Origin of the sequence: Pseudomonas idahonensis, from assembly GCF_037903935.1 — a bacterium.
GTDB classification, from domain to species: Bacteria; Pseudomonadota; Gammaproteobacteria; order Pseudomonadales; family Pseudomonadaceae; genus Aquipseudomonas; species Aquipseudomonas danubii.
Map to the genome: position 1 here is coordinate 4,470,253 of NZ_CP149586.1, position 13,142 is coordinate 4,483,394.

Annotated in this window: 13 protein-coding genes; 8 read left to right on the plus strand and 5 right to left on the minus strand. The window is 62.7% G+C overall.

Going from position 1 to position 13,142, the window contains the following annotated elements; all coding sequences use genetic code 11:
- Positions 1 to 59 precede the first annotated feature (59 nt).
- The 3 genes from WIN67_RS20135 to WIN67_RS20145 are packed head-to-tail and all read left to right on the plus strand — an operon-like array spanning position 60 to position 4,443.
- Entirely contained in the window at positions 60 to 1,664 is a 1,605-nt protein-coding gene (locus WIN67_RS20135; protein WP_306396319.1) for a carboxyl transferase domain-containing protein, read from the plus strand.
- Between the two features lie 17 nt (positions 1,665 to 1,681).
- Complete coding sequence (locus tag WIN67_RS20140; RefSeq protein WP_339069941.1) at positions 1,682 to 2,497, plus strand: gamma-carboxygeranoyl-CoA hydratase; 816 nt, start codon at positions 1,682 to 1,684, stop codon at positions 2,495 to 2,497.
- Positions 2,497 to 4,443 (plus strand): acetyl/propionyl/methylcrotonyl-CoA carboxylase subunit alpha, encoded by a 1,947-nt coding sequence (locus tag WIN67_RS20145; RefSeq protein WP_339069942.1) that lies wholly within the window; start codon positions 2,497 to 2,499, stop codon positions 4,441 to 4,443. The genes WIN67_RS20140 and WIN67_RS20145 overlap by 1 nt, the downstream gene beginning before the upstream one ends.
- 54 nt (positions 4,444 to 4,497) lie before the next feature.
- Here WIN67_RS20145 and WIN67_RS20150 read toward each other — a convergent pair whose 3' ends face one another.
- The gene (locus tag WIN67_RS20150; RefSeq protein WP_102881807.1) at positions 4,498 to 5,163 is read right to left on the minus strand and encodes a LexA family protein; all 666 of its coding nucleotides are present in this window, start codon (positions 5,161 to 5,163) and stop codon (positions 4,498 to 4,500) included.
- Between the two features lie 133 nt (positions 5,164 to 5,296).
- On the opposite strand from WIN67_RS20150, the gene WIN67_RS20155 reads away from it, so the two are divergent.
- Both WIN67_RS20155 and WIN67_RS20160 read left to right on the plus strand, forming a co-directional pair.
- Positions 5,297 to 5,644 carry a DUF6124 family protein gene (locus WIN67_RS20155; protein ID WP_102864688.1) on the plus strand — a complete coding sequence of 116 codons (348 nt, stop codon included), beginning with the start codon at positions 5,297 to 5,299 and terminating at the stop codon, positions 5,642 to 5,644.
- Positions 5,645 to 6,118: 474 nt separating this feature from the next.
- Positions 6,119 to 7,273 (plus strand): M14 family metallopeptidase, encoded by a 1,155-nt coding sequence (locus tag WIN67_RS20160; protein ID WP_110596137.1) that lies wholly within the window; start codon positions 6,119 to 6,121, stop codon positions 7,271 to 7,273.
- A 36-nt stretch (positions 7,274 to 7,309) separates the two neighbouring features.
- On the opposite strand, the gene WIN67_RS20165 is transcribed toward WIN67_RS20160, so the two are convergent.
- The gene (locus WIN67_RS20165; protein WP_102864686.1) at positions 7,310 to 7,765 is read right to left on the minus strand and encodes a winged helix-turn-helix transcriptional regulator; all 456 of its coding nucleotides are present in this window, start codon (positions 7,763 to 7,765) and stop codon (positions 7,310 to 7,312) included.
- A 103-nt stretch (positions 7,766 to 7,868) separates the two neighbouring features.
- Here WIN67_RS20165 and WIN67_RS20170 point away from each other — a divergent pair, with 103 nt between their 5' ends.
- The gene (locus WIN67_RS20170) at positions 7,869 to 9,089 is read left to right on the plus strand and encodes an MFS transporter (RefSeq protein WP_110596138.1); all 1,221 of its coding nucleotides are present in this window, start codon (positions 7,869 to 7,871) and stop codon (positions 9,087 to 9,089) included.
- A gap of 29 nt (positions 9,090 to 9,118) precedes the next feature.
- Here WIN67_RS20170 and WIN67_RS20175 read toward each other — a convergent pair whose 3' ends face one another.
- Positions 9,119 to 9,658, minus strand: a complete 540-nt coding sequence (locus tag WIN67_RS20175) for a cytochrome b (RefSeq protein ID WP_102881811.1) — start codon at positions 9,656 to 9,658, stop codon at positions 9,119 to 9,121.
- Complete coding sequence (locus WIN67_RS20180) at positions 9,655 to 10,740, minus strand: catalase family peroxidase (protein ID WP_306396325.1); 1,086 nt, start codon at positions 10,738 to 10,740, stop codon at positions 9,655 to 9,657. Before WIN67_RS20180 ends, WIN67_RS20175 begins: the two co-directional genes overlap by 4 nt.
- 167 nt (positions 10,741 to 10,907) lie before the next feature.
- Between WIN67_RS20180 and WIN67_RS20185 the strand changes: the two genes are divergently transcribed.
- Both WIN67_RS20185 and WIN67_RS20190 read left to right on the plus strand, forming a co-directional pair.
- Complete coding sequence (locus WIN67_RS20185) at positions 10,908 to 11,414, plus strand: RNA polymerase sigma factor (protein WP_102864682.1); 507 nt, start codon at positions 10,908 to 10,910, stop codon at positions 11,412 to 11,414.
- Positions 11,411 to 12,136 carry an anti-sigma factor family protein gene (locus WIN67_RS20190; RefSeq protein WP_253085168.1) on the plus strand — a complete coding sequence of 242 codons (726 nt, stop codon included), beginning with the start codon at positions 11,411 to 11,413 and terminating at the stop codon, positions 12,134 to 12,136. Before WIN67_RS20185 ends, WIN67_RS20190 begins: the two co-directional genes overlap by 4 nt.
- 4 nt (positions 12,137 to 12,140) lie before the next feature.
- Here WIN67_RS20190 and WIN67_RS20195 read toward each other — a convergent pair whose 3' ends face one another.
- Entirely contained in the window at positions 12,141 to 13,130 is a 990-nt protein-coding gene (locus WIN67_RS20195) for a spore coat U domain-containing protein (protein WP_339069943.1), read from the minus strand.
- Positions 13,131 to 13,142 lie beyond the last annotated feature (12 nt).

A 13,142-nucleotide genomic window follows, 5' to 3' on the forward strand; every position in this document is an offset into this window, starting at 1 on the left:
AATACCGACTTACTTTTGCAGCTTGAAGCGTGTCGCTTGAAGCTGCCGTAGGCCCTCCCATGATTCTGAAGTCTCAGCTCAACCCGAAATCCCCCGAGTTCGCGCAGAACGCGACCAGCATGCTGGCCCAAGTCGACGCCTTGCACACCCTGCTCGCCCAGGTCCAGCAAGGCGGCGGCACCAAGGCCCAGGAGCGCCACACTTCCCGGGGCAAACTGCTGCCGCGCGAGCGTATCAACCGCCTGCTCGACCCTGGCTCGCCGTTTCTTGAAGTCAGCCCCCTGGCCGCCTACGAGGTCTATGGCGAAGACGTGCCCGCCGCCGGCGTGATTGCCGGCATCGGCCGGGTAGAAGGCATCGAATGCATGATCGTGGCCAACGACGCCACGGTGAAAGGTGGCTCCTACTACCCGCTGACGGTAAAGAAACACCTGCGGGCCCAGACCATCGCCCAACAGAACCGCCTGCCCTGCATCTACCTGGTGGACTCCGGCGGCGCCAACCTGCCGCGCCAGGACGAAGTATTCCCGGACCGCGAGCACTTCGGCCGGATCTTCTTCAACCAGGCCAACATGAGCGCCCAGGGCATCCCGCAGATCGCCGTGGTCATGGGTTCCTGCACCGCCGGCGGCGCCTACGTGCCGGCCATGGCCGACGAAGCCATCATGGTTCGTGAACAGGCCACCATCTTCCTCGCCGGCCCGCCCCTGGTAAAAGCCGCCACCGGCGAGGTGGTGAGTGCCGAAGAGTTGGGCGGCGCCGACGTGCACTGCAAGATTTCCGGGGTTGCCGACCACTACGCCGACAGCGATGAACACGCCCTGGCCCTGGCCCGGCGCAGCGTGGCCAACCTCAACTGGCACAAGCAGGGCCAGTTGCAGCAACGCACCCCGATTGCTCCGCTGTATGCCCGTGAAGAGCTTTACGGCGTGGTGCCGGCCGATCCCAAGCAGCCCTTCGATGTACGCGAAGTCATCAGCAGGCTGGTGGACGGCTCGTTGTTCGATGAGTTCAAGGCCCTGTTCGGCACCACCTTGGTCTGCGGTTTCGCTCACCTGCATGGCTACCCTGTCGCCATCCTCGCCAACAACGGCATCCTCTTCGCCGAAGCCGCGCAAAAAGGCGCGCACTTCATCGAACTGGCCTGCCAGCGCGGGATTCCCCTGCTGTTCCTGCAGAACATCACCGGCTTCATGGTGGGCCAGAAATACGAGGCTGGCGGCATCGCCAAGCACGGCGCCAAGCTGGTCACTGCGGTGGCCTGCGCCAAGGTGCCGAAATTTACCGTGATCATCGGCGGCAGCTTCGGGGCCGGTAACTACGGCATGTGCGGTCGCGCCTACGATCCACGCTTTCTGTGGATGTGGCCCAACGCGCGGATTGGCGTGATGGGTGCCGAACAGGCGGCCGGGGTGCTGGTACAGGTCAAGCGCGAGCAGGCGGAACGCGGCGGACACCCTTTCGACGCCGCCCAGGAAGCCGAGATCAAACAGCCGATCCTCGATCAATACGAGCACCAGGGGCACCCTTACTACTCCAGCGCCCGGCTGTGGGACGACGGCGTCATCGACCCGGCACAGACCCGTGACGTCCTGGCCCTGGCCCTGTCTGCGGCCCTTAATGCCCCCATCGAACAGAGCCGCTTCGGCGTGTTCCGCATGTAATCCTGCGCGAGAAGAACATGAGCGACTTCAATACCCTGGAACTGCTGCGTGACCCTCGTGGCTTCGCCACCCTGTGGCTCAGCCGCGAAACCAAGAACAACGCCTTCAACGCCGAGATGATCCGCGAGCTGATCCTGGCCCTGGATCAGGTGCAGGGCGACCCGAGCCTGCACTTCTTGCTGCTGCGCGGACGCGGCAAGCACTTCAGTGCCGGCGCCGACCTGGCCTGGATGCAGCAGTCCGCCGAACTCGACTACCAGACCAACCTCGACGATGCCCGGGAACTGGCGGAGTTGATGTACAACCTGGCCAAGCTGAAGATCCCGACCCTGGCCGTGGTGCAAGGCGCAGCATTTGGTGGCGCCCTGGGCCTGATCAGTTGCTGCGACATGGCAATCGGTACCGACGATGCGCAGTTCTGCTTGTCGGAAGTCCGCATTGGCCTGGCGCCAGCGGTCATCAGCCCCTTTGTGGTCCAGGCCATTGGCGAGCGCGCCGCCCGACGTTATGCCCTCACCGCCGAGCGCTTTGGCGGCCAACGGGCACGGGAAATCGGCTTGCTGGCGGAGAGTTACCCGGCTGCCGAGCTGGAACAGCAAGTCACCCAATGGATCGACAATCTGCTGCTCAACAGCCCCCAAGCCATGCGTGCCAGCAAGGACCTGCTGCGAGAAGTGGGCAATGGCGCCCTCACCACAGCCCTGCGTCGCTACTGCGAAAATGCCATCGCGCGGATTCGGGTCAGCGCCGAAGGCCAGGAAGGCCTGCGGGCCTTCCTGGAAAAACGCCCGCCCAGTTGGCAGTCCGAGACCACGACCAAGGAGTCCCGCTGATGAGCGCCCCTGTTCTAGACACTTTACTGGTGGCCAACCGTGGCGAGATCGCCTGCCGCGTGATGCGCACCGCCAAGGCCTTGGGCCTGACCACCGTGGCCGTGCACAGCGCCACCGACCGCGATGCCCGGCACAGCCGCGAGGCAGATATCCGCGTCGACCTGGGGGGCAGCAAGGCCGCCGACAGTTACTTGCAAATCGACAAGCTGATCGCTGCAGCCAAGGCCAGCGGCGCCCAGGCCATCCACCCCGGTTACGGTTTTCTCTCGGAAAACGCCGGTTTTGCCCGAGCCATCGAAGCGGCGGGCCTGATCTTTCTCGGCCCGCCCGCCTCGGCCATTGACGCCATGGGCAGCAAGTCGGCGGCCAAGGCTCTGATGGAAACCGCCGGCGTACCTCTGGTGCCGGGTTATCACGGCGAAGCCCAGGACCTGGAAACCTTCCGCAGTGCCGCCGAGCGCATCGGTTACCCGGTACTGCTCAAGGCCACCGCTGGCGGCGGCGGCAAGGGCATGAAAGTGGTCGAAGACGTCAGCCAGTTGGCCGAAGCCCTGGCCTCGGCCCAACGTGAAGCCCAATCATCCTTTGGCGATTCGCGGATGCTGGTGGAAAAGTACCTGCTCAAGCCCCGCCACGTGGAGATCCAGGTGTTCGCCGACCAACACGGCAACTGCCTGTACCTCAACGAGCGCGACTGCTCGATCCAGCGGCGTCACCAGAAAGTGGTCGAAGAAGCCCCCGCTCCCGGCCTCAGCCCCGAGTTGCGCAAGGCCATGGGCGAAGCCGCCGTGCGCGCGGCCCAGGCCATCGGCTACGTCGGCGCCGGCACCGTGGAGTTTCTCCTGGATGCTCGCGGCGAATTCTTCTTCATGGAGATGAATACAAGGCTGCAGGTGGAACACCCGGTTACCGAAGCCATTACCGGCCTCGATCTGGTGGCCTGGCAAATACGCGTGGCCCAGGGTGAAGCCCTGCCCATCAGCCAGGAACAGGTCCCGCTGCTGGGGCACGCCATTGAAGTGCGCTTGTATGCCGAAGATCCGGGCAACGACTTCCTTCCCGCGACCGGGCGCCTGGAGTTGTATCGCGAATCCGCCGCTGGCCCGGGCCGTCGGGTCGACAGCGGGGTCGAGGAAGGCGATAGCGTGTCGCCCTTCTACGATCCGATGCTGGGCAAGCTGATCGCCTGGGGCGAAAACCGCGAGCAGGCTCGTCTGCGCCTGCTAAGCATGCTGGACGAGTTCGCCATCGGTGGCCTGAAAACCAACCTGGCGTTCCTGCAGCGCATCATTGCCCATCCAGCGTTCGCCGAGGCGCAACTGGATACCGGATTTATCCCACGCTATCAGGAACAATTACTGCCAGCGCCCAGCGAACTCGGCGCGGACTTCTGGCAAGCGGCCGCACAGGCGTTTACACAAAGCCAGCCGGAACGGGTGCGTAGCGACGACCTGCAGTCCCCTTGGTCGGCAGTCAATGGCTGGCGCAGCGCGTTACCGGCCCAGACCAGCCTGCACCTGAGCTGTGCCGGACAGGATCACGCCATCAGCCTGGGCGCTCGCTCGCCAGCCTTCCAGTTGCAAGGTGAACACCTGTGGGTAGAGCAACAAGGGCTGCGTCGTGAACATCGCGCCATTCGCCGTGGTGACACTCTGTACCTGCACTGGCAGGGCGAGATGCACAGCGTCACGGCTTACGATCCGATTGCTGCAGCCGATGCCAGTCACAGCCACCAGGGCGGACTTACTGCGCCCATGAACGGCAGCATCGTGCGGGTGCTGGTCAGCGCCGGGCAAAGCGTCGAAGCCGGTGCGCAACTGGTGGTGCTGGAGGCGATGAAGATGGAGCACAGCATCCGCGCGCCCCAGGCAGGCGTCATCAAGGCACTGTATTGCCAGGAAGGCGAAATGGTTAGTGAAGGCAGTGCGTTGGTAGAGTTGGAGTAAACCCACTAATAAGAAAGCCCCTTCCTAGCTGTAGGAAGGGGCCTTTCAAGCAAGTTAAAACTTCGCAGTAGCTTGTACGACTACACCAATAACCCGGCACTCGTCGCTGTAGAGCATCTTCGGATAGGTGGGATTGAGGGGAACCAGATAATGCTGACTGCCCTCTTTCACCCACTTACGAAAGATCGCCTCGGCATTACCGGGACACTGTACGACCACCAACTTCCCAGGTTCGGCGGTAATAGCCGGGTCCACCAGAATCAGCATGTCCTGACTGATGCTCAAGCCGCTGGGCGCAATCATTGCGTCACCGACTACCACCAGCCAGAACGCCGCGCCTTGAGCCTGATAATCGGAAAGCTCATAGCGCTCCGGTACATAGGCTGACTTGCCATCTTCACGAACTTCCCCAGCAGCCCGCCAATCGCTCACCGGATAACGGAAATACGGATTGTACTTGTGCAACAGTGAAGGCTCGTTCACCAGGGGTTCGCCATCGTCACCGAGCATGGGTTTCTCGCGGACCACCAGGGCAACTTCCAGAAAGCCCATGCCGATCTCTTCAAGCACCCGATTCATGTCTTCGATCTTTGGCTGACGGCGTTTGCTCAACCAATGACCGATACCACCTTGAGACATGCCCAGACGCTCGGCGAGTTTTTCCTGTGTGACCTTGCGGCCTTTCATGTTGGCTTTGACCAACTCGATCCATTTGTCCATGGACTGAACAATACGTTGTGTATTTCCGGCCTCAACACACAACTTGTAGTATTTGAAATCTCGTCACAATTACAATACGTATTAATCTAGTTCATACCCCTCTTTCCTTTTCTCAAACAGGACGGAACACTTTATGAACGCAAGCAGCAAGGACGTGCCGGAGCTCGATACAGAGACCACATTGAATTCACTCAAGGGCAGCCACGCAGCACGACGGGCGATGGACTACTACTTGAAGCCCGCGCTAACCGGATCGGACAAGGAAGAGAAGTTTTTCGAGGTCAGGCGCAACCTCAGCAGCGAGGAAGCCATGATCCATGCATCCGATCTGCTGCGCTGTGCAGCAGCCACCGCCTATGACGCGGCCGACAATCTGCGGGGGGCCAAGCGTGACCTGGCTTTTTCCGTGGTGCACATGATCGACCTGGCCAAAGCCCTGGTGGACAAGTCCCTGGAAAGTCAGCGCTTTGAGTCCAGCTGAGGCGCCGGCAAGGAATAAACAGCGGAAACAGGAGAAATGGAAAAATATTTTCCAAAGGGCAGGGAAAAACATTTGACTTGCAAATGATAATGATTATTATTGCAAGCAACTGATCGCGAGATCAGTCGATAGCCCAAAGGACCTTAGGTCGGACCTTTGGATTATCTCCTCATCAGGCTAATCACGGTTTTTGACCCGGCTTTTTGCCGGGTCTTTTTTTTGCCAGTTTTCTGGCTTGGCTTCAGGCTAATGAAGACGTGGATGCAGCTAAAATAATGGCGGCGATGATAGCAAAAGAATGTCCTTTTGCAAGATAGCAGCCGTGCTAAATGGCCAGGAAAGACAAAAGTAGCGCTTGAGAATCAATCGCATAGCCACTAAGCTGCTTCTGCGTCAAGGACGACGCCCCCCCCTTCTATTACCCCCCTCAGTGTGTAGAGTAGCGGTCATAACAATCCTATACAGGGACCGACCATGACCGTGGGTAATCACACTTCGTTTCAAATTACTGCCGACTTCGACAGCGGCAATATCAACGTGCTGGACATCAGCAATCCGCTGCAGGCACTGCTGGCCATCCGCCCGGATACCCAGAGTCCGCACTTCCAGTGGTTTCACTTCAAGGTCAGCGGCCTGCATGTCGGCCAGGAACATTGGTTCCGCCTGACCAACGCCAGCCAGTCCTCCTACAACAAAGCCTGGACCGGCTACCAGGCCGTCGCTTCCTATGACCATGTGAACTGGTTTCGCGTACCGACGATCTTCGAAGGTGACGCCCTGCGTTTCAATCTGGAGGCCACCCAGACTCACGCCTGGTTCGCCTACTTCGAGCCCTACAGTCGCGGGCGCCACGACTGGCTGATCGATCAAGCCCTGAGCAAGGCCGACACCGAACTGTTGGCAGTGGGCAAAAGCGTCGAAGGCCGGGATATCCAGCTTCTGCGCAAGGGCAGCGGCAAGGAAGGGCAGCGCAAGATCTGGATCATTGCCCAACAGCATCCCGGCGAGCACATGGCCGAATGGTTCATGGAAGGTGTGATCGAGCGCCTGCAACACCGGGATGACCCGGAGCTCAACTCGCTGCTGGCCAAGGCCGATCTGTACCTGGTGCCCAACATGAACCCGGACGGCGCGTTCCACGGCCACCTGCGCACCAACGCCAAGGGCCAGGACCTGAATCGCGCCTGGCAGAACGCCAGCCAGGAACTGAGCCCGGAAGTGCTGTTCGTCCAGCAGCAGATGGAAAAGTACGGTGTCGACCTGTTTCTTGATGTGCACGGCGATGAAGAAATTCCTCACGTCTTCACCGCCGGCTGCGAGGGCAACCCGGGCTACACGCCACGCCTGGCGGGACTCGAAGAGCATTTTCGCAGCCACTTGAAGCGCCAGACCCGAGACTTCCAGACTACCCACGGCTACGCCCGGGACAATCCCGGAGAGGCCAACATGACCCTGGCCTGCAATGCCGTCGGGGAGAAATACGACTGCCTGGCGCTGACCCTGGAGATGCCTTTCAAGGACCACGACGATAACCCCAACCCCGTCACCGGCTGGTCCGGCAAGCGCTCCATGCAGCTGGGCAAGGATGTCATGAGCACCCTCGCCGACCTAGTGGACCACCTGCGCTGAACCCGACTGACGGCTGCGCGAGCCTGTGCGCAGTCGTCACTCATCGGCGCCAGCCGGCACCCGTCGGCAATCCTCCGGCCCCAGCAAGCGCCCATCCGCCGCACGCAGTTCCAGCGCACGTAACGGTTGCCCGGTTTCCCGGTCGACCATTCGCGAATGCGCCTCGCCCTCCTCGTAGAAAAACGCCTCGCCCCATTGGCGCAAGCCGATGATCAGGGGAAACAGCCCCTTGCCCTTTGGCGTCAGCACGTACTCCTGGTAGGCACTGCCATCCGAGGCCGGCACCACTTCAAAAACCCCGTGTTCCACCAGGGTGCGCAAACGTGCGGCAAGAATGTTCTTGGCCATGCCGAGGTTGCGCTGGAACTCGCCAAAGCGACGGATGCCGTCAAAGGCATCCCGCACAATCAGCAACGACCACCAATCACCGATGGCGTCCAGTGAGCGGGCCACCGGGCACTCGGCATCTTGCAGGCTGGTGCGTTTAACCATGCTGGGCAGTCTCCGTTCGGGCCACAGAAAAGTGGTTGCAATATAAAACCACGGCCTCTACCGTACAACTGGTTTTATAACGAAACCAGATACGGAGCCCGACATGTCACGCGATCCTTCCCCTCCTGCCCCCTCGACTCTTTCACCAAGGGTGGTGCTGCTGTTCGCCATCGCCTGTGGCCTGGCGGTGGGCAACGTCTACTACGCCCAACCGCTTCTGGACGCCATGGCCCGAACCTTCGACCTGCCGCCGGCCACGGTGGGCATCATCATCACCCTGACCCAGGTGGGCTACGGCCTGGGGCTGCTGTTGCTGGTGCCTTTGGGCGACCTGCTCAACCGCCGGCGATTGATCGTCACCCAGACTCTGCTGTCAGTGCTGGCCTTGCTAATGGTGGCCCTGGCCCCCAGCAGCGCCTGGCTGCTGTTGGGCATGGCCAGCACCGGCCTGCTGGCGGTGGTGACCCAAACTCTGGTGGCCTATGCCGCGAACCTGGCACCCACAGCCCAGCGTGGACAGGTGGTCGGCATGGTGACCAGCGGCATCGTGGTGGGCATTCTGCTGGCCCGCACCGTGGCCGGAACCATGGCCGATCTGGCCGGCTGGCGTTCGGTCTATCTGCTGTCGGCCGGCTTGACCCTGCTGGTGGCCCTGACCCTGTGGAGAGTGCTGCCCAGAGTTGAACAGCCTCCCGCGGTGCAACGCTACGGGCAATTGCTCGGCTCACTGTTGCAGCTGTTCAGGGAAGAAAAAGTACTGCGCGACCGTGCGGTGCTGGCGATGTTGATCTTCGCCGCAGGCACCGTCTTGTGGACCCCGCTGGTGCTGCCTCTGAGCGCCCCGCCGCTGTCGCTGTCTCACACCGAAATCGGCCTGTTCGGCCTGGCCGGGGCCGCCGGCGCCCTGGGCGCAGCACGGGCCGGGCACTGGGCGGATCGCGGCCTGGCACAGTGGACCAGCGGCCTGGCCCTGGCGTTGATGTTGCTGTCCTGGCTGCCCATCGCCTTTACCCAATCGTCCCTGTGGGCACTGCTACTGGGAGTCATCACCTTCGACCTGGGCTTGCAGGCCGTCCACGTCACCAGCCAGAGCCTGATCTACAGCGTGCGCCCGCAAGCCCAGAGCCGCTTGGCCGCCGGTTACATGCTGTTCTACTCCCTGGGCAGCGCCGGTGGCTCGATTGCCGCCACCGCCACCTACGCCTGGGCTGGCTGGATCGGGGTCTGCCTGCTGGGAGCCGCTATCAACAGCCTGGCACTGGTCTATTGGCTGTGGAGCCTGAACCCCGGGAAAGCCCGGGCCGAGGCTCGCTGTGCCATTTGAACGACACAGCAGGCTTGCTCAAGGGAGACTCAACCACGCCCCCGCAGCATGCTCTGCAATACCCCGTCTCGGCGGACCCAGCCATGGAACAGTGCCGCCGCCAGATGCAGCAACACCGTCAGGAACAGCAGATAAGCCAGGTAGCCATGGGCCTTGCGCAAGAGAGCGAACACCTGGGCATTGGCCGGCAGGATCGCCGGCAACTGCAACGAACCGCTCAGCATCACCGGGTCCCCGGCCGCCGAAATCATGGCCCAGCCCAGTACCGGCAAGCCCAGCATCAGGGCGTACAGCAGCACATGGGAGGCTTTGGCCGCCAACACCTGCCAGCCCGGCAAGTCTGCCGGCAGCGGCGGTTGTCGAGTGGAAAAACGCACAAACAGGCGCACCGCCGCCAACAGCAGAATGGCGATGCCCAACGGCTTGTGCAGGTGGATCAGCCACTCATGACGGGCGGACACCGAGGTCACCATGCCGGCACCGATAAACAGCATGGCAATGATCATCAGCGCCATCAGCCAGTGCAGCAGACGCGCCAGCGGGGCGAAGTGTTGAGGTTGGCTATTCATGGACGCGGTTCCTGGGCGGAGGGCAATTGACTGACTTCACTGGTGCGACGCAGGTAGGAACTGGCGTAGGCGGCAGAACGTGCCGCCAGCAGTGGATCATCGGAGGCCTGGATGCCATTGGGCAGAATCAGCGGGTCGTAATTGATGTCCCGGCACTGGCCACTGTTCTGCGGCTGGGTGCCTTGCAGCACCAGGGTCCCGGCATTGATCACCGGACGCTCTGCGGGCCAGGCCTTGCTGGCGTCATTGGTGGGGTCATCGGGCGCCGCCAGGGTGATCTGCAAACGCCAGCGCAACGGCCCTTGAGCCAGGCGCTGCGTCAGGTCCTGTTCCAGGTAGTCCGCGCCTTGCGGAGCACTGCCCGGAGCTGGCGCCTCACCGGTCTCGGGGACCACACCCCAACGCACCGCCTGGCGCTGGCCACTGGCGTTGACCAGGTAGAAGGCATTGATCCCGTTGTAGCTTTCACTGGCGTAGCTGGCTGAAGGCTTGGCGCTCTTGACCCATTGCAGGAAGGGCCCAGCCTCGGGGTGGGCGGCAAAGAACGCCGGCACCCTGGTCGGGTCCGGCTTGCCCGTGGCCGGATCAGGGGAGCTGGCCTGCTGCAGTTGATAGAACGCCTCGGGAGTGCCCACCGGAAACACCGGCATGCTGTTCATTCCCGTGCGCCACTGCTGGCCGTTGGCCTGGAGGAAACGCAACGCCAGGCTGCGGATCGGCACGCTGCTGTCCGGCGCATAGGGGTTGCCGCTGGGCAGGGCAAAACGCCCCACCACCGGCGTTTGCGCCTCGCTGAACACCTGTGCCGTGGAGTAGGCCCGGGCCTCGCCACTGCTCTGGAAGTAACCGATGACACACACGCCCTTGGCGTGGTTGCGGCGAAACCCCGGATGCACGCCGTTATTGGTCTCCAGCACATCCACCAGGGCGTTGGGAGTCAGGCGTTGCGGGTCGAAATTGCCGTGCACGTAGGCCAGCGCCGCGGCAGCGGCGGCCACCACCCAGGCAATGGCGCCCAGGCGCAAGCTCAGGCTGACAGCACTCAAGGGCGGACGATCGGGTGGCGAGGATGGGGCAACCATGGATATCTCCAGTATGCGGGGCCACAGGGGCAAGGACCTGTCAGACGCAACCCGGTACCGGTTATTCCAGACGCCGATATTTATTTTTCCGCGACTGGAATAACCTGCAGCACGGCGCGTCTTCCTAGTCCCAAGCCTAGTGACTGGCCCAGCACCTGCAGGACTTCATGAACGATTTCGACGAACAGCTACGCCTGCTGCTCCCCCGCCTCAGGCGCTTTGCCCTGTCCCTGACGCGCCAGCCCAGCAGCGCCGACGATCTGGTGCAGTCCTGCCTGGAGCGCGCCTTGTCGAGTCGGGCCCATAAACGCCCCGAAGGCGATCTGCGAGCCTGGCTGTTTTCCATCCTCTACCGGCAGTTTCTTGATGCCCACCGACGCTCCCGGCGTTACGCACGCATGCTCGAATTCTTTACCGGCCGTGACGACGCCCAGCCTTCGGTGGAGCGCACCGTAGTCGCCCAGTCGACCCTGGCAGCCTTCGACCGCCTGAACGCCGAGCAACGCGCCCTGCTGCTCTGGGTCTCGGTGGAGGGCTTGAGCTACAAGGAAGTGGCAGAGATCCTCCAGGTCCCCGTCGGCACCGTGATGTCGCGCCTGTCCAGGGCCCGCCAGGCGCTGCGCCAACTCAGCGACGGCGAAATCAGCAGCCCCTCTCTACGGATACTCAAATGATCAGCCTGCCCCCCAGCGACAGCGACCTGCACGCCTACGTCGATCACCAACTCAGCGAAGCGGACCGCCGGGTGCTGGACAGTTACCTGGCCAACCATCCGCAGACGGCAGCCCAGGTCCAGGCCTGGCAGCAGGATGCCCAGCACCTGCGGGCCGCCCTCGGTGGCGCCCTGCTGCAAGCGCCCAACCCGGCGCTGGAGCCGACGCTGATCCGTGCGCGCCACCAGCAGCGGGGCTTGCGGCGCCTGGCCAGTGCCGCGGCACTGCTCGTGGCGGTCGGGGTTGGCGGTCTGAGCGGCTGGCAGGCCCGGGAGCTGACCCTGACCGGCAACAGCGTGCTGCCGATGACCGATGCCCTCCAGGCGTATCGCCTGTTTGCCGAGCAAGGCATCCTGCCGGCGGACTTCAAGGTCCAGGACAACGGCGCCATGCAAGCCTGGCTGGATCGCTACTTCACCCGGGCCAGCCCGCTGCCGGACCTGCACGACGCTGGCTTCAAAGCGGTCAGCGGGCGCCTGCTCAGTACCGAGCAAGGGCCGGCGGCAATGGTCCTGTATCAGGATCGCGAGGGACGCAAAGTCAGCTTCTACATCCGCCCGCCAGGACCGCAGAACACCCTGCTACCTCGTGGTAGCCGCCGTGACGGCCCGTTGCAGGCACAGTACTGGTCCGGCGGGGGCTACAACTACGCCATGGTCGGCCCGGTGGAAATTCCCCTGTAGGCCTTCAGAACCCCACGTCCAGCACCACGTTGTCGATGTAGGTGCCGGCTGGGGGCGTATTCTGGTCGGTGTAGATCCTGGCGTTGTAGTTGAAGATCTGGCTGCCGGTACCCAAGCCATTGCCCGGGTTCACTTCGGCATCGGTGCTGGAACGTCGGGCACTGCCAACGCTGCCCCAACGGGTGTTGCCGGCACTTTTGAAAATGTCGTAGGCCAGGTAGTTGCTGCCGGAAATCATCCGCCGTCGCCCTCCTGCGCTCACGGGTTGCTGGCCGTCGCTCAAGCCCACGGTATAGGCACTGCCCTTGGTGCAGGACAGGTTGATGGTCTGCCCGGTGACCGTGGCGAACGCACTGACCACCGGCGCGCTGCCGAAACTGATGTTCGGCGCGGTGATCACGCAATCGTTGGACACCGTCATGTTCACCGTGAGGGCCTGGGTGCCGCTGCCGATGTCCCGTCCCAGACAGATCCCCAGGGCGCCGATCCCGGCGCAATAGTTCCAGCTCCAGAAAATGCTCAGGTTCTCGGTGTAGACCCCTGCCGCTACGTTGCTGCCGGTGATGGTCCCCATATAGATAGGCACGGTCTTGGCCACAGTGGAGCTGCCCAGCAAGCCCAGAAGGTCGATGATCGAGTTGCGCGCGAAGTCGAACTGCACGCCCCGAGTGATCGGATAGCTGGTGCTGTTGTTGGCGTACAGGGTGTAGCCGATGACATCGCCTGTGGGTCCGACCATGCCGCTGGTGCTGGAAGTGATGGTGGCGTAGAAGTGGTCGTTGCTGGCCAGCAGGCTCAACAACGAGCCGGTGCAGCTCAAGCCCGCATTGGTGGTGGAAGCCGGCTGCGAAGTGGTACGCACCAGGATCGAGCTGACGCTGCCGAACCCCGCCGGTGCGGTGCTGACGGTGTTGCACAGCGCCTGGGCCTGCAGCGTCAGCAGACTCGCCAGCAGCCCCACTATTGTCTGTTGCCATCCCTTGAACCTGTCCACCCTCAGCACTCC